Here is a 19,414-nt window from a genome sequence, read left to right as displayed (position 1 = left end):
AGGCATGAAATCCATTGTTGTACTGATCTCCGGTAATGGCAGTAACTTGCAGGCAATTCTGGATGCCTGCGCTTCCGGCTTTATCGCCGGCAAAGTCACGGCTGTTATTTCCAATAAAGCCGATGCCTATGGCCTGCTAAGGGCACGAGAGGCCGGGAGCAGTGCCCACTGCCTGGCCCATAGCGACTATGCTAGCCGTGAAAGCTATGATCTGGCGTTGCAGCAGCTGATTGAGCAATTCACACCGGATTTGGTAGTACTGGCTGGCTTTATGCGCATCCTGTCGCCGGGCTTTGTACAGCACTTTTCCGGTAAATTATTGAACATTCACCCATCTTTGTTGCCGAAGTATCAAGGCTTGCGAACCCATCAGCGCGCCATTGAAGCTGGTGACCAAATGCACGGTTGCAGTGTTCACTTTGTTACCGAAGAGTTGGATGGTGGTCCGGTGGTATTGCAAGCCAAAGTCCCGATATTTTCTGACGACGATGCAGAGACAGTGGCCGAACGGGTGCATGAGCAGGAATACCGTATCTACCCTTTGGTGATCCGCTGGTTTTGTCAGGGACGTTTACGTCAGCAAGGCCAACAAGCCTTGTTGGATGATGAACCATTACCGCAATACGGATATGCCCATGACGATGATGAGTACGATCTCTGAATGGCGCCTGCGGGCGCCTTTTTTATGCTTACCGCTGCTGGTGGCACCATTCGCGGCGACATCGGCCCCGGACGAGCTGCCATTGGAGCTTGCCCCCTATCAAGCTGAGTATGTGGTCTACCGCAATGGCCGTAGTCACGGCAAAGCCGAGCGTGAGCTGAAAAAGGACGATGGTGTCTATACCCTGCGGTATCGTAGCGAAATCAGCTGGATGGTGTTTCGTGATCGCAGGGAAGAACAAACACAATTTACAATGCGTGGTGCGCAGGTACAACCGCTGACATACCGCATGAACCGCAGTGGTACCGGGCCAAGCCGTAACTACGTCCTGACCCTGGATCCAGTCAAAGAAGAACTGCGCGAAGGCAGCAAAGGTGAGTTGAAGTCCCATCAATGGGATGATAACTGGCTGGATCAGCTCAGTTATCATCAGCAACTGGCGATTGATCTGGCGGCCGGCAAGCGCACATTCAGCTATGAAGTCCTGAATCGGCGGGGCGATCCAAAAACCTATGATTTTCGGGTGGTCACCAAAGAGTTGCTGCCTCTGCCCTACGGCAATGTGATGGCCTATCGTATTGAGCGGGTCGAAGAAGATTCAGACCGGCAAATTTACGCCTGGGTTGCTCCAGACCTCGACTACTTACTGGTTCGTATCTGGCATGGCGAAAACAATGTCGAACAAGTCGATGTGCAGCTGCATAAAGTGCACTGGCAACAGACCAGCGAAACAGCTGCTATCTCAAAGCCTTAAATAGGCTCACCGTAACGAAACAACTGGCTTTCTCCTGGCTGCATTTTATGCCACTGCTCATTCAGGGTCAGTGGCTCAGTGGCAATCACAGTCACTACATCCTTTGGCGTAGTTTCACGGGAGAAATCAATATCGACATCCACATCCGATAAGCGGGCGATGCCAAAAGGCGCTCGCCGGGTGATCCAGTGCAATTTAGTGGTGCAGTAGGTCAACAGGTATTCACCATCGGTCAGCAGCATATTAAACACTCCTAACTGCTGCAGGGTTTTGGCTTTCTTTTGCAAAAAACGAAACGCGGCCTTTCGTGAACGAGGTTTGTTTGGGTAGCGTTTATCCAGCTCGCTCATCAAATAGCAAAAAGCGCGTTCACTGTCGGTGGTTCCAACTGGCTGGAAACGATCAACCGGCAGATTTTTGTAATCAAACAGCTGGCCATTGTGGGCATAGGTCCAGTAACGGCCCCAGAGCTCCCGGGTGAAAGGATGGGTATTTTGCAAACTCACCCTGCCACGGTTGGCTTGACGGATATGTGCTACTACAGCACAGCTTTTAATCGGATAGTCACTAACCAGACGGGCAATCTCAGACTCATAACTTGGCAGTGCATCTTTAAAGGTACAAACCCCTTTCCCTTCATAAAAAGCCACCCCCCACCCATCCCGGTGCGGTCCGGTCCGACCGCCCCGCTCTTTCAATCCTTTAAAGCTAAAACAAATATCGGTAGGCACATTTGCCGACATCCCGAGCAATTCACACATGAACTACAAACCCCTTTCTGATTGGCAGGCACGCTGATACAGCGCTAAAAGTGAGCCAACCGACTATACTTTCCCGTATCAACAGATGTAAAGCGCTTTGTACAAGTAAACAACCGAGCCCCATCGAAAGGCTTGCAAGTTGTCTGGGAAGAATATACTCTTAGAAATTAGTGGTCAGACCTCTTAGGAGATAGTTATGGAAGGGTTTGTGTTTAGCCTGATACTTCTGGTTGTGATTGGCATCCTGGCATATTACCGTGCCAGCCTGACGCTGTTCACCGCTGCAATTGCTGTTACTCTGGCAGCCGGCACTTTTGTCGGCCCGGTAGGCCTGGTGAGCTGGATTGTATTCCTGCTGATTGCCTTGCCACTGAATATCGCCTTTATCCGGCAGAGGCTGATCACCCAGCCACTGCTTGGGGTGTATCGTAAAATCATGCCGGAAATGTCCAGTACCGAAAAAGAAGCCATTGATGCCGGCACCACCTGGTGGGAAGCCGACTTATTCCGTGGTAACCCAGACTGGCAAAAGTTGCATAACTTCCCTATTCCCCGGTTAAGTGCGGAAGAGCAAGCCTTTCTGGACGGTCCGGTAGAAGAGCTGCTGGATATGGTCGATGACTGGGAGATCACCCACGACCGCGCTGATTTATCTCCTGAAGTCTATCAATACCTGAAAGACAAAGGCTTCTTCGCCATGATCATCAAGAAGAAGTATGGGGGTCTGGAGTTTTCTGCTTATGCTCAATCCTGTGTGCTGCAAAAGCTGACCAGCAAGAGCATGGTGTTGTCCAGCATTGTTGGGGTACCGAATTCACTGGGTCCGGGTGAGCTGCTGCAACACTACGGTACGGATGAACAGAAAAATCATTACCTGCCACGGTTAGCTAAAGGCCTGGATGTCCCTTGTTTTGCCCTCACCAGCCCGGAAGCAGGCTCGGATGCCGGCTCGATTCCAGATTTTGGCATTGTCTGTAAAGGCCAGTGGCAAGGCAAAGAAGTGCTGGGTATGCGTCTTACCTGGAACAAGCGCTACATCACGCTGGCCCCTATCGCTACTGTGCTTGGCCTGGCGTTTAAATTACAAGATCCTGACAAGTTGCTAGGTGACAAAGAAGATTTAGGTATCACCTGTGCACTGATCCCGGCAGACACGCCAGGGGTGAAAATCGGCCGTCGTCACTTCCCGCTGAATGTGCCCTTTCAGAACGGCCCAACTCAGGGTAACGATGTCTTTGTGCCGCTGGATTACATCATTGGTGGCGCCAAAATGGCAGGCCAGGGCTGGCGTATGCTGGTTGAATGTTTGTCGGTAGGTCGCGCGATTACCCTGCCGTCCAACAGTACCGCAGGTATCAAAGCGGCTGCGATGTCCACCGGTGCTTACGCCCGTATTCGTCGTCAGTTCAAGATCCCTATCGGTAAAATGGAAGGGGTGGAAGAAGCGATGGCCCGGATCGGTGGCTCTGCTTACATGGCATGCGCTTCCACCACCATGTCGGTTGGCTCCATTGATTTGGGCGAAAAACCCTCGGTGATTTCCGCCATTACCAAGTACCACATTACCGAGCGGATGCGCCTGGCGATGATTGATGCCATGGATGTGCATGGCGGTAAAGGCATTTGCATGGGACCAAACAACTATCTGGCCCGCGGTTATCAGGGCGCACCGGTAGCGATTACGGTAGAAGGTGCCAATATTCTAACCCGCAATATGATCATCTATGGTCAGGGTGCCATTCGTTGCCATCCTTATGTATTGGCGGAGTTGCAGGCTGCTTATAATGAAGACAACCGTGCTGCGGTCACAGCCTTTGACAAGGCCTTGTTTGGCCATATTGGCTTTGCCATCAGCAATTTCTTCCGTACCTTCTGGTTGTCATTCACCGGTGCAGCCTTTAGCAGTGCTCCCTACAGCGATGCCACCGCCAAGTACTACAAGCAAATGAACCGCTTCAGTGCTGCACTGGCGCTGATGTCCGATGTTGCTATGGGTACTCTCGGCGGCGATCTGAAACGCCGTGAGCGTATTTCCGCCCGTCTGGGAGATATTCTCAGCATGTTGTACCTGACCTCCAGCGTATTAAAACGCTTCCAGGATGAAGGTCGTCAGCCGCAAGATCTGCCTCTGGTGCAGTGGGCCTGTGAAGACAACCTGGCCAAAGCCCAGCTGGCATTGGATGAGTTGTTCGATAACTTCCCCAACCGTCTGGTGGGTGTGGTACTCAAACGTGTGGTGTTCCCATGGGGCCGCACCTTGCGTCGCCCAAGCGATAAAGTAGAGCACCAGGTTGCCCGCATTATGCAGACACCATGCGAAGCCCGTTCACGACTGGGTCACCACTTGTATCTGGCAGGCAAAGACAACAACCCGATTGGCATGGTAGAGCAGGCATTGCGTGATGTGCTGGCGGCAGAGCCTCTGTTTGACAAAGTCACTGAAGCGGCCAAAAAGCGTTTGCCTTTCTTCCGTCTGAATGAAGTGGCCGACTTGGGCCTTGAGCTGAAGGTGATTTCCGAGCAGGAAGCACAGATTTTACGAAAAGCAGAAGCCAGTCGCTTGCGCACCATCAACGTAGATGACTTCGACTTTAACTATCTGGCGGCCGACAAAGCGCTTTTGGCCTCCGAGCAGCAAAGCGCAGCCAAGGTCAATGCGGCATAAAGCCAAGCTTGATTTCAAAAAAACCCGGTTCCAACCGGGTTTTTTTATGCCTTCAAATGTTAACAGAACCACCTACCCCTCCCATCTATCTTAGCATTTGCCGAAAAATTTAATGAAAATGACACAAAAGACTTTTATAGTGACAGGTTCACATTGGACTCCATGCCCGCTTGGCATGAGACTGGCCAAGTGCTTACCGGGACGTACAGCCGTACCACGTCATAACCATAGAAAATAATACGGATACCGAACAATGAAACAACTACTGGCACTGGTGCTGCTTCTATGCACCTTTGGCTTGTGGGCGCAAACCCCCATCGCCTACTGGTCACAAAATTTCAATGAATTGCCGGATGGCAGTTTTGGGTTTAACCCGGACTCCTTTCCGCAGCAACCCGATCTGGGAGCAGGGACCATTTTTCTGACCGACTTTAATGAAGATACAGCAGCCAATGGCAGCTACATCACCATTCAGTCGTTTGCCGGCAGTACCATCAACGCTCTGCCTGGCTATGCAGCCGGTGGTAGCTTGTCGGTGCAAGGTGGACCAGCTACCAGCAACAATGGTGCTGCCATCGTCATTCAAATCAACAGTGCCGGTTATCAGGACTTACAACTCAGCTGGGCACAACGTGGCACCGCCACCGGCTTTAATGAGCGCCGCATCAGCTGGTCCATCGATGGCGAAAACTTTACCGAATTTGCCGTCGACTCAGGCGCCCTTGGCAGCAGCTTTCAGCTACGAAGCTATGACTTCTCCGCAGTAGCTGAACTCAACAATCAGACCAGTGTGTATTTTCGCATTGAACTGAATGGTGCTAGCAATGCTACCGGCAATAATCGTTTTGACAACCTGCTGGTCACAGGTACGCTGACTGCCGATGCCGACCGCATTACCCTGTATCAGCGTGATTTTGCCAGCAATCCTTTTGAAAAAGGCTGGCAACAGTGGAGCTTGCAGGGTGAGCAGCAGTGGCAATGGGATGGCGGCTTTAATAATGTCAGCTTCTCTGGCTTTGTTGATGGCAGCTGCAACGCCAATGACAGCTGGCTGGTATCACCGGCCTTTGATATCGACGGCCAAACCGGTGAGCGCCTGGCCATCGATATCGCACGAGGCTTTGCTGGCGTCAATAATCTGGATATTTACTACTCTACCCAATTCAGCGGCACAGAGCTTAATCCTGCAGACTGGGTGTTGCTAACCAGCATCAGTCCGGATGATTTTAGCAGCAACAATGTGCCAGTGCGCTTCGATGGCTTTGAGCAGCTTTCAGCATTAAGTGGCTCAGTGCATCTGGCACTACGGTATCAGTTTGACAGCGGCAACTGCAGCACCTGGCGTCTTGCCAATCTGTTGCTAACCGCAGAAAACCCGGTCGAGCCGGTTGTATTTAGCTGTGAAAACCCAGCCACCCGTATTCATCAGGTGCAGGGTGCCGGTTTCCAAAGCCCGTTGCAAGGTGCTGAAATTCAGCTGCAAGCGGTCGTGACCGCTGTGTTCCAGGAAACGGACAACGGCGGTCTGGGTGGCTTCTATCTGCAGGAAAAAGACCAGCATCATGACAATAACCCGATGACATCCGAAGGTATTTTTGTCTATGACAATGGTTTCGGTGTACCGGTGCAACCAGGTGATCTGGTACGGGTACGCGGCACTGTGGCCGAGTTTTTTGAAGAAACACAGTTATCCAATGTCAGTGAGTTGGCCGTTTGTGATAGCAATCTCCTGCATCTGGTCAGCCCGGTGGCATTTAACCTGCCAGCGACCAGCTTCGAACAGTTGGAGAGCATTGCCGGCATGTGGGTACATACCGCCGATGATTTAACCGTCACCGATGTGTTTAATGCGGTACGCTTTGGTGAGTTTACTGTCTCCAATGGCCGTTTATACAATCCAACCCAGATTGTCTTGCCTGGTTCAGCGGCTCAGGCCGTCATGGCCAGCAACCGGCTCAACCGAATCATCATTGATAATGGCCTGACTGGTGTGAACCGCCAGCCTTTCATCACCGGTGAAGATGGCATCAACGAAATTTCCGCCAGCAACCCGATCCGAAATGGTTATTTGCTGCAAGCTGGTTTGGATGGTGTGATGAGCTATGCCTTTGGTGCCTACCGGGTTCGCCATTTGAACACACCCACTTTTATCGCCAACAGCAACCCTCGAACGCATGCCCCTGAACTGGTAGAACAAGGTGATATCAAGGTAGCGACCTTTAATGTCGAAAACCTCTTTACCACCTTCGATCTGCCCGGTAACAGCTGCGGCCCGAATGCACTTGCCTGCCGTGGAGCTCGCTCTGAGAGCGAACTGGCCCGTCAGTTGGACAAGCTGGTACCTGCCATCCAGGCTCTGGAAGCGGATGTTCTTGCCTTGATCGAAATCGAAAATGATGCCGATGACTCTACTCTGGAGCATTTGGTGGCGGCACTCAATGCTGCAGCCACTACTGCGGACTGGAGCTATGTTGCCACTGGCTGGCTTGGCACCGATGCCATCAAACCGGCCTTTATCTACCGTGCCAACCGGGTCAGCCTGCATGGTGATTTTGCTGTACTGGACTCAAGTGTGGATCCAGACTTTGATACCTCGCGGCAGCGTCCGGCTCTGGCGCAAAGTTTTGCTACGGAGCAAGGCGCAGTATTTACCGCTGTAGCGGTGCATTTACGGGCAAAGTCCTGTGGTAGCGCCAGCGGTGTGAATGCGGATCAAGGCGATGGCCAGGGCTGCTGGAACCATTGGCGCACTCAATCTGCCGAGGCCATGCTGCGTTGGTTGGAAACCGATCCTACCAACTCCGGCAACAGCGATATGTTGGTACTGGGTGATTTTAATGCCTACGCCAAAGAAGATCCGCTGGCCGCAATGGAAGCCGCTGGCTATGTCAACCTGGCCGTGCAAAGCAATGACGGCGATTACAGTGTCTACAGCTACACCTTTATGGGTGAGTCCGGCAGTTTAGACCATGCGTTTGCCAGTCCGTCCATGGCAGCCAAGGTACTGGAGGCCAAATCCTGGCACATCAACTCGGATGAAATTCCGGCGTTTAACTACAGCGAAGGCCCCCTGCCTGGTGGCTTGGTGAAACCAGAAAGCTTCTATAACGCGGATCCGTACCGTACTTCGGATCATGATCCTTTGCTGATCGCCTTGCAACTAAGTGCTGTATTCCCGCCACTTGATGCAGAGCTCAGCCTTATCCGGGTGAATCGTGCCCGCTCAGGCTCAACGCTGGTGCAACTGCGAATTGATGGTGAAGCCAACGGTTTGGTGTTGTTGCGGGATGGTACTGTCATCACGACCATTCAACGCTCAGGCCGATACAATGATCAGTTCCGTAGTGATGCCAGCCAAGCTAGCTACCAGCTGTGTCATGCTCAGCACAATCAGTGCACTGAGCCGCTCACGGTTCAGTTCTAATCTTTAAAACCTACAAGCTCTTGATACCTGCTACGGTATCAAGAGCTTTCATTGTTAGCAGCTTGTATCGCTGACGCCAACTCAGCGCAATCTGTTTCAGAAATGGCGTGTCCTGATTTTAACTTTAGCTCCATACCTGCTGCCAGAGCAGATATCTGCTGCAAACCAAAGCTGCCAGCAGTACCTTTGATCTGGTGCAGCAAAGCTTCAAGCCCCACCTGATCTTGCTGCGTTCGCAATAAGCGCAGTTGGTCTAGCTGAGCAGGCAACTGTGTCAGATAGCGCTGTTTTAAGGCTGCAATACGATCAGAAGCAGACAACACCGCAGCAACTGGAACTGTTGGCGGACTATCTGCCGGCACTGATGCCTCCGCAAGATAGCGTGCTAACGCTTGGTACAATAATGCCGGCTCTATGGGTTTGGATAACACCTCGTTGCAGCCAGCTTGCAAAAATGATGCTTGGTCTTCAGCTAACACATCTGCCGTTAATGCCAGAATGGGCAAGCTAAAACCCTCAGCACGCAACTGACGGGTGGCTTCAGCCCCATCCAGCACCGGCATGTTCATATCCATCAGGATCAAGTCAAACGACTGCTGTCTGGCACACTCTATGGCCTCTGCCCCGTTTACCGCAGCGGTCACGGTTAAACCACTTTGTTGCAGTAAGTCCACTACCAGCAAACGGATATCAGCTACGTCATCCACCACCAGTACCTGGCCCTGCAACTGAGGGACATCCACTGCCGCGACCTTAGGCACTGAATAGCTGTGCATCGGAGGCACTTCAGGCTCAATGAGCGGCAGTTCCAGGGTAAACTCACTGCCCTGACCAGGTTCGCTACTCACCGATAACTCACCCTGCATTAATTCAGCCAGCTGATAGCTGATATGCAATCCAAGACCGGTCCCCCCATACTTTCGGCTGGTTCCGCTGTCGGCTTGCTCAAACGCACTGAACACAATCTGCAGTTGATGCATGGTCATGCCTATGCCGGTATCGCTGACGCGAATTTGTAACCGATGTGGAGCGCTTCGACTGGCTTGAACGCGAATAGAACCTTGCTCTGTAAATTTAATCGCATTACTGAGCAGGTTCAGCAAAACTTGCTGCAGTCGCTGTGCGTCCAGCAACAGCCAGGCAGGAATGCTTGCATCAAACACAAAATCCAACTGCAGACCCTTGTTGCTGGCAAGTTTGCTCATATCGTTGCACAGGTCCTGCAACAGCTGCTTAATGGCAACGGGTTGCTGCACAGTGGATAACTTGCCCTCCTCAAGTTTGGCCGCATCCAGGATGTCATTCACGATCCCCAACAGATAGTTGCTATTTCGGGCAATAACATCCAACTGTTGCTGCTGCTTTGCATCGAGCAGTTGGCTTTGTTGCAACTGCTCAGTGTAGCCAATGATAGCGGTTAATGGGGTCCGCAGTTCATGACTCATAGTGGCCAAAAAACGGGATTTCACCTCAGCCAGTTGGGTAGCTCTGTCGCGCTCGTTCGCCAGCTCTTCAGTGCGCTGTTGCACCCGCTGCTCCAGGCTGGAGTTCAGCTCTTCCAGCCGGCTGCCCGCCTGATGCAAACGCAACACCATGGCATTGTACTCATCAAACAGCTGCTGCACTTCCAAACCACTTGCTCTGGCCGACAGATCGCAAAATGGTGCGGTTCCCTGCAACTCCAACTGCTGAATAGACTGAACCAGCTGCTGCAAAGGACGACTGTAAAAGCGTACAAAATAAAACGATGTTCGGTGTAGCAGCCAAAGCGCCAGTGCTACCAGCAAAATCACCATAAGTGTCAAAAGGTTATAGCCGATCAGTACCGCATCGAGTTGATAGCGCATCAACAGCAACCAGCCATCCTCTGTTTGATGGCTACGAATAAAGGCTCGACCATCCTGATTCAGCTGTACCCCACCATCAGGCAGAAACCAGGAGTTGGTAAACACACGCTTTCCCGGTATAAAATCACTACCACGCTGAAATTGCTGACCATAGTCTGCTGAAAGCGGTACCGACCAAATTTGCTTATCCTGATTATCCAACAGCACCGCTTGAACCTGCTCAGGGCTGTCCGCTGGCTGAAGCTGCTGAGCCAATGAAGAAAGCAATACCGAGGCCTGCACAACACCGTTAAATTGCTGTACTGGATTTAACATGGGTGCACTGACGGCAAACAGTAAATCCTCCCCAAGACCTCGTCCTTGATAGGCGTCACTGACATAGGTGCCCGCAGGTTTTAATTGCAGTTGTTTGAAGTAATCCCGATCGGCCACATTGACTGACCCCACCAACTGCTGACCACCGCGAAAACGATAGCTAATAATATCGCCATCCGGATTGGTCACGGCGGCGGAAATAAAGTGCGGCTGCAGCTCCAGCAAATCATCCAGAATGCGCTCATCTTGATGACGGGAGTAATTCAGCGCTGCTTGCTGCAATGCAGTACGGAATTGCCTCAACTGATGGGCACTAAAGGTAATGAACTGCTGCTCTAAACGGAGCAGTTGTTCGTGCCGTTTGTTCAGATCCCAGGCCACAAAAGCATGCAAAGCGGCCAGAATCAATACCAGAGTGGGCACGGCTGAATAGACCGTAATGCGCCCGGCTAACTGCTCAGACAGAGGCTGTTGACGGCTCAGGCGAGCGCTGATAGCAACGTTTAAGATCAGCTTGGCTCCGTGCAAGTTGAGCGCCCCGGCCATCGCCACAATCAGAGTGATCAGTACAGCGAAACCGCCACCGACTCCTTGCCACCAGTATAGATACACAAAAGCAGCCGGTGCTAACACCAGCCAACAATACCAATACAACCGGGCAATACTGTGCTTGCCGCTACGCCAGGCCAAGAACACCAGTATCAACTCAGCCAGGCTCAGCCACCATAACCAGGTGCCAAGCAATGGCAATGTCACCACAGCAAAGGAACCCAGCCCCCAAAAGGGCCCAAGCCGCAGCAAGATAGCTAAAAAGGCTGTGTTGCCTAGCAGTAAGGGCGCCAACAGCGTCAGTTGCAGTACCAGTGAATTGGTGACAAAACCAAGCACACTGATGTAACTGCAGAGCCAGAGCTGACGACGGCTAAAGGTCCAGTATTTATCCAGTGAAGTGTAGGTGCTAAGCAAGCGGCATCCTCAGTGCAGATGGGGAGTTCTACCACTGAGTATAGCCGCTTTCTTGCCAGGAAAAAGGTGCTGAACTGCTTTTAGCTCAATAGTTTATTGAAGCCCTTTCATCTTATTTGTGCATCACGACGTTAAAAGTCATTTTTCAGATTGCGTCAGATCAAATGTGTCGCCATCAGACTGTGCCATACTAAACCATTGCTTTTTCATAAGGAAATGTGGTGTCTGTCGCAACCAAACGCAAAGAGCCCGTTTTTTCTGTCCATCAGCTAACCCGTCATTACCAAATGGGCGATGTGCTGATCCAGGCGCTGCGAGGGGTCGATCTGGAGCTGTACCGTGGTGAGTTTGTAGTACTGTTAGGCGCCTCCGGCTCTGGTAAATCAACCTTACTCAATATTCTGGGTGGGCTGGATACGGCCAGCTCTGGTGAGCTGCGGTATGGCGATACGGTATTAAGCCAGGCCGATGACAAAGCATTAACCCGCTATCGTCGCGAACAGGTCGGCTTTGTGTTTCAGTTTTACAACCTGATCCCCAGTTTGACCGCGCTGGAAAATGTCGCTCTGGTCACCGACATCAGTTCCAGCCCGATGTCGCCACACGAGGCACTGGCGATGGTGGATCTGACTGAGCGCAGCAGTCACTTCCCGTCACAACTCTCCGGCGGTGAGCAGCAGCGGGTGGCGATTGCCCGCGCTATTGCCAAGAAACCCAGGGTACTGCTGTGCGATGAGCCAACCGGAGCGCTGGATTCGAAAACCGGCAGCAAGGTGATGGCAGTGCTGCATCAGATTAATCAGCAACTGGGCACCACCACCCTGGTGATTACCCACAACGAGGTGATTGCCGACATGGCAGATCGGGTCATTCGGTTAAAAGACGGTCAAATCATTGATATTCAGCACAACCCTACTCCCAAATCTGCCTCGGAGCTCAGCTGGTAATGCAGGCCCTGCAACAAAAGCTATGGCGCGACTTACTGGCGATGAAAGGTCAGATCCTGGCCATCGCAGCGGTGATTGGTGCCGGCGTTATGGTGCTGTTCCTGGCGGTCACCACCCTGGATATGCTGGAGCGGGCGCAACAACGCTTTTACCAGCAAGCTCATTTTGGTGATGTCTTTGTCGATCTGACCCGGGCACCGGAACACCTGCTGCCTCAATTGCAGTTGCTCCCCGGAGTGCAACAGGTACAAAGCTCGGTACGGGCCCCGGTGCGGCTGGAGGTGGCCGGTTTTGACGATCCCATCCGGGGTCTGATGCTGTCCCTGCCGGAGCAAGGCCTGCCGCGTTTGAATCAACTGGTGTTGCTGCACGGACACTTCCCGGTCGAAGCCAATGAAGTCGCCATCACCGAGCCCTTTGCCAAAGCGCATCAGTTGCAAGCTGGCGATCAGATCACGGCAGTGATTCAGGGGCGCTTGCAGCGCCTGAAAGTCAGCGCCATCGTGCTGTCGCCAGAATTTATTTACCAGCTTGGCCCGGCCGACTTACTGCCCGACTACCAGCGCTTTGGTGTGCTTTGGATGCCACGACGGGCGCTGGCTCATGCCTTTCAGATGGATGGTGCTTTTAATCACTTAAGTGTCAGCCTGCAGCGTGGGGCCAATCCACTGCCGGTGCTGGATGCACTGGATCTGGTATTGGCACCTTATGGCAGCCGGGGCAGTTACCTAAGAGCCGAGCAAGCCTCGCATCGCTTTTTAACCGAGGAATTGGAACAGCTAAGCGTGATGGCCTGGCTGCTGCCGCTGTTGTTCCTTGGTGTGGCCGCTTTCCTGCTCAATGTGCTGATTGGCCGGCTGGTGCGCAATCAATTGCAGCAAATTGCGGTGCTAAAAGCCTTTGGCTACAGCCACGGTGCTTTGCTACTTCATTACCTGCAGCTGGCCTGTGTGATTGTGGTGATCGGAGTGGTGGCAGGCATCGGCCTGGGGCTTTGGGCAGCCACTGGCCTGGCTGAGCTGTATGCCACTTACTTTCATTTTCCCGAGATGGAGTTGCGGGTACAACTGCGCCATCTGGCTCTGGCTTTATTGGTGGCATTGTTGGCCGCTATTGTTGGCGTCTTTAGTGTGCTGCAACAGGTCGCCAGACTGCAGCCCGCAGCAGCTATGCGCCCAGCTGCCCCCCCGCAGTTTCATCGCGGCTTGGCAGAGCAGCTGTTACTGCGCCCCTGGCTGGGCCAGTTAAACCGCATCATTGTGCGCAACCTGCTGCGCTATCCCGGTCGCAGTTTGCTGTCTGTGCTTGGGATCGCGTTGTCTTCAGCCTTGCTGTTGGTCGGCAGTTTTCAGTTTCATGCCCTTCATGCCTTACTGGATATTCAGTATCGCCACATTCTGCAGATGGATACCCAGTTGATGCTCACTGAAGCCAGCCCGGAGCGGGTACTGGCAGAAATACGGGCAGAACCGGGTGTACTGGCCGCTGAAGCCTTTCGCATGGTGCCGGTGAGGCTGCATCATCAGCGTACCTCCTATCGCACCGTGCTGCAGGGGCTGGAAACCAGGCCGCAACTAAGGCAACTGCTCGACCAAGAACTAACGCCGATAGAGCTACCCGCTGAAGGCCTGGTGTTAACCCGGTATCTGGCCGACTACCTCGGGCTCAAACCTGGTGATATCGTTCAAGCAGAACTGATGGAAGGCGCCAACCGCCTGGTGGAGCTGCCACTGGCGGCTGTGGTGGATGAACCGGTTGGGGTCAGTGGGTACATGGAACGCAGAGCTTTAAACCGCTTGCTACGGGAAGGCCCTGCTATTTCCGGCGTCTGGTTACTGACCGATCCGCTTAAGCGCACTGAATTGCAACAGCGCCTGCAGCAGCGCCCGAGGATTGCCGGTATTAGTCAGATGGCTGATATTGAGCAGCAGCTGAGGAATTACATTGCCGATACGCTGCTCGGGATGATGGCTATCCTGCTGCTGATGGCAGGCTCCATCACCTTTGCGGTGATCTACAACAATGCCCGCATTGCGCTGGCTGAGCGCTCGCGTGAGTTAGCAACGCTGCGGGTCCTGGGCTTTGAGCGCTATCAGGTCGGCTGGGTGCTGGCCGGTGAAGTGCTGCTGCTGACCCTGCTGGCGATCCCTTTGGGTTGGCTGCTGGGTACCGGTTTTGCCTGGTCGTTGCAACAGGCGCTGACCATGGATCTGTTTCGCTTACCCTTTGTGCTGGAACCGGCCAGCTTTGCGCTGGCAGCATTGGGTGTATTGGTAGCAACGGTTTTGTCACTTAGCCTGATGCTCAGGCGTTTTCAGCAACTGGATATGATTTCGGCTTTAAAAACGGAGTAACCTCATGATCATGCGAACCAAACACTGGTTTCTGTGCTTACTAGCCGCCGCGGTGCTGCTGGCGCTGTTGCTGGCCCTTCGGCCTGCTGCGGTGCAAGTGTCGGTCAGCGAGATACAAAGCGGCTACTTTGCCGAAACCCTGGCCGATGAAGGCAGAACCCGGCTGCGCGATACCTACACCATTTCAGCGCCAATAGACGGCTATCTGCACCGGGTCGAACTTGAGCCTGGGGATGCTGTACAGGCTGGTCAGGCGCTACTCACCCTGGAGCCTGCACCAACACCGGCGCTGGATGCGCGCAGTCTGGAGCAGGCCAGAGAGCAGCTTTCTGCCGCCAAAGCCAGGTTGCTGGCTGCTGAAGCCAGTTTTGACAGCAGTGAGCAGGAGCGGCTTTACGCTGAGCAGGAGTACCAACGACATCAAGGCCTGCAGCAACAAGGCGTGATATCTGCCACTCAGTTGGAGCGACTGCGCCACGAATGGCAGCGCGCTCAGGCCGGTGAACGTATGGCGCGGGCAGCCATGGATGTCGCCAGCTACGAAGTGGAAAATGCCCGTGCCCTGCTGGCCATTACCGATGGTAGCCGCAGCGGCGATGAACGTGTGTTGAAGGTGCTGGCTCCTGTTAGCGGCCTGGTACTACAGCGCCACCGCTGCTGCGAAGGTGTGATTATGGCCGGGGTACCGGTGCTGACCCTTGGCGACTTGCATCAGTTGGAAGTTCAGGTCGATTTGTTGTCGGCCGATGCAGTGCGGGTCCGTCCTGGTATGACGGTGCACCTGGATCGCTGGGGGGGTGATAGCACCCTGCAAGGACTGGTCCGACGGGTAGAGCCAGCCGGTTTTACCCGCGTGTCGGCGCTGGGCGTGGACGAGCAGCGTGTGCCGGTGCTGGTAAGCATTGAATCGAACCCTGAACTTTGGCAGCAATTGGGCGAAGGCTACTGGGTAGAAGCCCGTTTTGTCCTCTGGCAAGGCGATGATGTGCTCAGCCTGCCCACCAGTGCTTTATTCCGTGAACAGCGCAAAGATGCCAGACAAACCAATGAACCACCAGGCTGGGCGGTGTTTGTTGCCCAAAACGGCAAAGCAGAGCTTCGCTTTGTCGAGATAGGCCGTCGTAGCGGACTGGTAACACAATTAGAAGCAGGCCTTGTAGCAGGCGATTTGGTGATCACCCATCCGCCCGCCAACCTGCGATCCGGTGATCGCATTCAGTACTCACGCCATCGTTGAGCCAGATCAAGCAGACTGCGCAAAAAGTGCACTACACTGGCTAATGATATCTTAGCCAGTTCAAGGAGCACGCAATGCCATTGCAAAAACTTAAGCAAGAGTTACTGCAACGAAAAATGAAACTCGAGCGCCAAATTGCCGCCATCGAGCATGATTTTCGTCAGGGCCGAAGCTCCGATCTGGCCGAGCAAGCGCAAGAACGGGAGAATGATGATGTTCTCAATGCCCTTGAACTTAAAGCCGAGCAGGAACTGCAACAGATCGATCGTGCCTTAACCCGGATGGAGCAAGGCAGCTACGACCGCTGCTCGGTGTGCCAGGATGTCATCGCCATCGAGCGGCTTAGCGCCATCCCTTACACCACTCTTTGCATCAGCTGTGCAAGTCGTCAAAGCCAGTAGCCCTCGGCTCAGTCAAGCTGAGCCGTGCCTTTCAGTGGGATCTTGATATAAGCCGTGCCATTGCCTTCTTTTGATGGCAACTGCCCCGCACGGATATTCACCTGCACCGAAGGATAAATCAGCCGCGGCACGGCCAGGGTCGCATCGCGCGCCGTGCGCTTTTGCACAAAGTCCAGCTGCTGTGTTTTTGCCGCAACATGGATATTTTGCTGCTTTTGCTCCCCCACCGTGGTTTTGTAACGCAATTCACGGCCATTGGGCTGGTAATCGTGACACATGTACATCGGAGTCTCATCCGGCAATTGATACAGCCGCTGAATGGACTGATAGAGCACAGCTGCATCGCCGCCTGGAAAATCGCAACGTGCCGTGCCTGCATCCGGCATAAACAAGGAGTCACCGACAAAAAGATGACCGGCTATCAGATAGCTGACGCTGTCGTTGGTGTGCCCCGGTGTGTTGATGACCCGTCCGGTCAGAGCGCCAATCTGGAAAGTCTCGTCATCATGGAACAGATGATCAAAACAGTCGCCCTTGGCGGTCAGCTCTTCATCGCCGATATTAAACACCACCTTAAAGGTCTGCTGCACCTTGCGAATGCCTTCACCAATGCCAACCCGGGCGCCGGTTTTTTGTCGCAGGTAATGCGCAGCGGATAAATGATCGGCATGGGCATGGGTTTCTAAAATCCATTGCAGCTTCAGCTCATGCTGATTCAGGTACGCCAATACTTGATCGGCACTTCGGGTATCCACCGTCCCGGCAGCAGCATCGTAATCGAGCACAGGATCAATCAATGCCGCCACTTTACTGCTCTCGTCCACCAGCAAATAGCTGAAAGTACTGCTATCGTTATCAAAAAACATCTCAATGTGCATCGGCTGCTGTTGCGTGGTCATCGGGGCACCTCTTTTAAATTAGATTTCACTAAATAGTGATTGCATCATAGCTGAGCACAGTTTAAAATGCAATTCAGTTATATGCATATTCTTTTTTGGAATATATGAATTATGTTAGCACTCTTAGGCGCACTTATTATAGGTCTTAGTCTTGGTTTATTTGGTTCAGGCGGCTCAATTCTTACCGTCCCGGTGCTATTGTACCTGTTAGGCATGCCGGCAGAGTTAGCCATTGCTTCATCACTGCTTATCGTCGCAGCCATCAGTGCTTTTGGCTCGTTTCACAATGGTTTTAAGCGACTCATCAGCTGGCGTCATGTCTTTTGGTTTGGTATCCCAGGCATGTTTGGAACCTATCTGGGGGCATGGGCCGGGACTCTGGTCGACAGCCGCTGGCAGTTGCTGGTGTTTGCCCTCTTGATGATCGTCGCTGCTTTCTTTATGTGGCGCAGCCAATTGAAAGATACCGCGAACCAACTCGCTTTTAACAAGGCCAAAGTCTTGGCGGATGGCCTGGTGGTAGGTGCAGTGACCGGCTTTGTCGGCGTCGGTGGTGGTTTTCTTATCGTGCCAGCATTGGTGCTGATGGGCGGCTTACCCATTGTCATTGGGGTGGCCACCAGTCTGGTGGTGATCGCCTTAAAATCCTTTGTCGGCTTTGCCAAATACTACGTGGTCTTTACCAATCAGGGGTTAAGTTTCGATTGGACCGTCATTGCGCTGATGATCGTGGCAGGTATTGCCGGCAGTTATTTAGGTGCCTGGATAGGCCGCCGTTTACCTAAAGAAAAACTGCAGAAGGGTTTTGCGGTATTTTTAGCCGTTATGGCAGTGGTTGTCGTAACTCAATCCGTTATCTAACAAGTTGGAGATACAGATGAAAACAGCACAACAATTGGTAGCAGAAGCCAAAGCAGGCATCCAGGAAGTCGACCTTGATCAGCTTTCAGATTACCTGAAAACACATCCTGAACCCAGATTGATTGATGTGCGTGAGCCAGCCGAGTTTGCTCAGGGTCATATTGCCGGTGCGGTCAATTATCCCCGCGGCGTGCTTGAAATGCAGTTGGCCAACCATCCAGCCGTCGCAGCCAGTGGCTGCGCTGCTGATGTTGCACTGGAGCAACTGGCTGCAGAGCCACTGTATTTAATTTGCCGCTCTGGTGCGCGCTCCGCTCTGGCAACAGAGTCATTGCAACGCATGGGCTTTTCAAAGGTGTACTCCGTTGCACCGGGCATGCAGGGCTGGCTGGACGCAAAACTCCCTATCGTGAAATAAGAGGTGATCATGGAAAACTTTACCCCGCTATCCGCTTTGATTGGTGGCACCTTTATTGGCTTGGGAGCTTTATTGCTGATGGCCGCGCTTGGCAGAATAGCTGGGATATCCGGTATTGCCAGCCAGGCCATTTTCCAAAAGCAAGACCGCAGCTGGAAGCTGGCTTTTGTTGCCGGCTTGCTGCTAGGGCCTTTGCTGGTGGCACTGGTTATCAGCGATTTTAGTTTCAGCACCCCTGAGCTTGGCCCACGAACCCTGATTGCCGGCTTGCTGGTTGGCCTTGGCACGGCCTGGGGCAGTGGCTGCACCTCAGGGCACGGCGTTTGCGGCATTGGCCGTTTCTCGCCACGCTCCATCACTGCCACCCTTATATTCATGGCGGCAGGTGTTCTCGTCGCCAGCTTGTTTTAAGGAGTCATCCATGCAAATCATTATTGCTTTTTTTGCCGGTTTGTTGATGTCCATCGGCATCGCCGTTTCCATGATGATCGATCCGGCCAAAGTATTGGGCTTTTTAAACCTGTCAGGCAACTGGGATCCCAGCTTGGCTCTGGTTATGGCCGCTGCTCTTGCCGTGTACAGTGTTGGTTTTCGTTTAGTCCGGGGAAGATCAGCCCCCTTGATGGCAGAAAAGTTTCAGTTGCCAAGCGCCAGCAAGATCGACAAGCCTATCCTGATTGGTGCGGCAGTTTTCGGCTTAGGTTGGGGCCTTGTTGGCTATTGCCCAGGCCCTGCTATCAGTGCTCTGAGCGCTGGTAATACCGGCACTATTGGCTTTGTCATAGCCATGATAGCTGGTTGGTACATAGCCAGAAAACTGCCTTTAGCTAAGGTTGCCCCTAAAAAGTCCACAGGCTGCTATAGTTAGTACAAAAGTTGCGTTAAACATTATGAGTTTACGAGC

Annotated in this window: 15 protein-coding genes; 12 read left to right on the top strand and 3 right to left on the bottom strand. The window is 53.1% G+C overall.

Features of this window, described 5'->3' with window-relative positions; all coding sequences use genetic code 11:
- Positions 1-4 precede the first annotated feature (4 nt).
- Together purN and QWY20_RS01645 are read left to right on the top strand one after the other, a co-directional pair.
- The gene (gene purN / locus QWY20_RS01650) at positions 5-661 is read left to right on the top strand and encodes a phosphoribosylglycinamide formyltransferase (protein ID WP_330127293.1); all 657 of its coding nucleotides are present in this window, start codon (positions 5-7) and stop codon (positions 659-661) included.
- Entirely contained in the window at positions 636-1,415 is a 780-nt protein-coding gene (locus QWY20_RS01645; protein WP_330127292.1) for a DUF3108 domain-containing protein, read from the top strand. Before purN ends, QWY20_RS01645 begins: the two co-directional genes overlap by 26 nt.
- Here the strand turns inward: QWY20_RS01645 and QWY20_RS01640 are convergent.
- Positions 1,412-2,176 carry a class II glutamine amidotransferase gene (locus QWY20_RS01640; protein ID WP_330127291.1) on the bottom strand — a complete coding sequence of 255 codons (765 nt, stop codon included), beginning with the start codon at positions 2,174-2,176 and terminating at the stop codon, positions 1,412-1,414. The two genes, QWY20_RS01645 and QWY20_RS01640, sit on opposite strands and share 4 nt — an antisense overlap.
- A gap of 196 nt (positions 2,177-2,372) precedes the next feature.
- On the opposite strand from QWY20_RS01640, the gene fadE reads away from it, so the two are divergent.
- Both fadE and QWY20_RS01630 read left to right on the top strand, forming a co-directional pair.
- Positions 2,373-4,841: an acyl-CoA dehydrogenase FadE gene (fadE, locus tag QWY20_RS01635; RefSeq protein WP_330127290.1), complete on the top strand. Its 2,469-nt coding sequence runs from the start codon at positions 2,373-2,375 to the stop codon at positions 4,839-4,841.
- Positions 4,842-5,094: 253 nt separating this feature from the next.
- Positions 5,095-8,265, top strand: coding sequence for an ExeM/NucH family extracellular endonuclease (locus tag QWY20_RS01630; protein WP_330127289.1), 3,171 nt, complete (start codon positions 5,095-5,097; stop codon positions 8,263-8,265).
- A gap of 38 nt (positions 8,266-8,303) precedes the next feature.
- Here QWY20_RS01630 and QWY20_RS01625 read toward each other — a convergent pair whose 3' ends face one another.
- Entirely contained in the window at positions 8,304-11,393 is a 3,090-nt protein-coding gene (locus tag QWY20_RS01625) for an ATP-binding protein (protein WP_330127288.1), read from the bottom strand.
- 287 nt (positions 11,394-11,680) lie between these two features.
- Between QWY20_RS01625 and QWY20_RS01620 the strand changes: the two genes are divergently transcribed.
- The 4 genes from QWY20_RS01620 to QWY20_RS01605 all read left to right on the top strand — a co-directional run bounded on the left by QWY20_RS01620 (position 11,681) and on the right by QWY20_RS01605 (position 16,332).
- Positions 11,681-12,340, top strand: coding sequence for an ABC transporter ATP-binding protein (locus tag QWY20_RS01620; RefSeq protein ID WP_330127331.1), 660 nt, complete (start codon positions 11,681-11,683; stop codon positions 12,338-12,340).
- Entirely contained in the window at positions 12,340-14,694 is a 2,355-nt protein-coding gene (locus tag QWY20_RS01615; protein ID WP_330127287.1) for an ABC transporter permease, read from the top strand. The genes QWY20_RS01620 and QWY20_RS01615 overlap by 1 nt, the downstream gene beginning before the upstream one ends.
- Before the next feature lie 10 nt (positions 14,695-14,704).
- The gene (locus QWY20_RS01610; RefSeq protein WP_407935387.1) at positions 14,705-15,931 is read left to right on the top strand and encodes an efflux RND transporter periplasmic adaptor subunit; all 1,227 of its coding nucleotides are present in this window, start codon (positions 14,705-14,707) and stop codon (positions 15,929-15,931) included.
- Between the two features lie 74 nt (positions 15,932-16,005).
- Positions 16,006-16,332 carry a TraR/DksA family transcriptional regulator gene (locus QWY20_RS01605; RefSeq protein ID WP_330127285.1) on the top strand — a complete coding sequence of 109 codons (327 nt, stop codon included), beginning with the start codon at positions 16,006-16,008 and terminating at the stop codon, positions 16,330-16,332.
- Positions 16,333-16,340: 8 nt separating this feature from the next.
- Here QWY20_RS01605 and QWY20_RS01600 read toward each other — a convergent pair whose 3' ends face one another.
- Positions 16,341-17,231, bottom strand: a complete 891-nt coding sequence (locus QWY20_RS01600) for an MBL fold metallo-hydrolase (RefSeq protein ID WP_330127284.1) — start codon at positions 17,229-17,231, stop codon at positions 16,341-16,343.
- Between the two features lie 111 nt (positions 17,232-17,342).
- On the opposite strand from QWY20_RS01600, the gene QWY20_RS01595 reads away from it, so the two are divergent.
- The 4 genes from QWY20_RS01595 to QWY20_RS01580 are packed head-to-tail and all read left to right on the top strand — an operon-like array spanning position 17,343 to position 19,378.
- Entirely contained in the window at positions 17,343-18,092 is a 750-nt protein-coding gene (locus QWY20_RS01595; RefSeq protein WP_305945597.1) for a sulfite exporter TauE/SafE family protein, read from the top strand.
- Between the two features lie 16 nt (positions 18,093-18,108).
- A complete protein-coding gene (locus QWY20_RS01590; protein ID WP_330127283.1) occupies positions 18,109-18,510 on the top strand; it encodes a rhodanese-like domain-containing protein in 402 nt (133 codons plus the stop codon).
- Between the two features lie 9 nt (positions 18,511-18,519).
- The gene (locus QWY20_RS01585; protein ID WP_228591976.1) at positions 18,520-18,921 is read left to right on the top strand and encodes a YeeE/YedE family protein; all 402 of its coding nucleotides are present in this window, start codon (positions 18,520-18,522) and stop codon (positions 18,919-18,921) included.
- A gap of 10 nt (positions 18,922-18,931) precedes the next feature.
- Positions 18,932-19,378, top strand: a complete 447-nt coding sequence (locus QWY20_RS01580) for a DUF6691 family protein (protein WP_330127282.1) — start codon at positions 18,932-18,934, stop codon at positions 19,376-19,378.
- The last annotated feature ends 36 nt before the right edge of the window (positions 19,379-19,414 follow it).

Origin of the sequence: Alkalimonas cellulosilytica (assembly GCF_036325985.1) — a bacterium.
In the GTDB taxonomy this organism is placed as follows: domain Bacteria; phylum Pseudomonadota; class Gammaproteobacteria; order Enterobacterales; family Alteromonadaceae; genus Alkalimonas; species Alkalimonas cellulosilytica.
Note: the sequence above shows the minus strand (reverse complement) of the source record. Positions and strands in the feature narration are given on the sequence as shown.

Coding starts and splice junctions, on each gene's coding strand:
- QWY20_RS01585 (WP_228591976.1), top strand. CDS start 18,520: ATGGAAAACTTTACCCCGCTATCCGCTTTGATTGGTGGCACCTTTATT.
- QWY20_RS01600 (WP_330127284.1), bottom strand. CDS start 17,231: ATGACCACGCAACAGCAGCCGATGCACATTGAGATGTTTTTTGATAAC.
- QWY20_RS01605 (WP_330127285.1), top strand. CDS start 16,006: ATGCCATTGCAAAAACTTAAGCAAGAGTTACTGCAACGAAAAATGAAA.
- QWY20_RS01615 (WP_330127287.1), top strand. CDS start 12,340: ATGCAGGCCCTGCAACAAAAGCTATGGCGCGACTTACTGGCGATGAAA.
- QWY20_RS01630 (WP_330127289.1), top strand. CDS start 5,095: ATGAAACAACTACTGGCACTGGTGCTGCTTCTATGCACCTTTGGCTTG.
- fadE (WP_330127290.1), top strand. CDS start 2,373: ATGGAAGGGTTTGTGTTTAGCCTGATACTTCTGGTTGTGATTGGCATC.
- QWY20_RS01640 (WP_330127291.1), bottom strand. CDS start 2,176: ATGTGTGAATTGCTCGGGATGTCGGCAAATGTGCCTACCGATATTTGT.
- QWY20_RS01610 (WP_407935387.1), top strand. CDS start 14,705: ATGCGAACCAAACACTGGTTTCTGTGCTTACTAGCCGCCGCGGTGCTG.
- QWY20_RS01645 (WP_330127292.1), top strand. CDS start 636: ATGACGATGATGAGTACGATCTCTGAATGGCGCCTGCGGGCGCCTTTT.
- QWY20_RS01595 (WP_305945597.1), top strand. CDS start 17,343: ATGTTAGCACTCTTAGGCGCACTTATTATAGGTCTTAGTCTTGGTTTA.
- QWY20_RS01590 (WP_330127283.1), top strand. CDS start 18,109: ATGAAAACAGCACAACAATTGGTAGCAGAAGCCAAAGCAGGCATCCAG.
- QWY20_RS01580 (WP_330127282.1), top strand. CDS start 18,932: ATGCAAATCATTATTGCTTTTTTTGCCGGTTTGTTGATGTCCATCGGC.
- purN (WP_330127293.1), top strand. CDS start 5: ATGAAATCCATTGTTGTACTGATCTCCGGTAATGGCAGTAACTTGCAG.
- QWY20_RS01620 (WP_330127331.1), top strand. CDS start 11,681: ATGGGCGATGTGCTGATCCAGGCGCTGCGAGGGGTCGATCTGGAGCTG.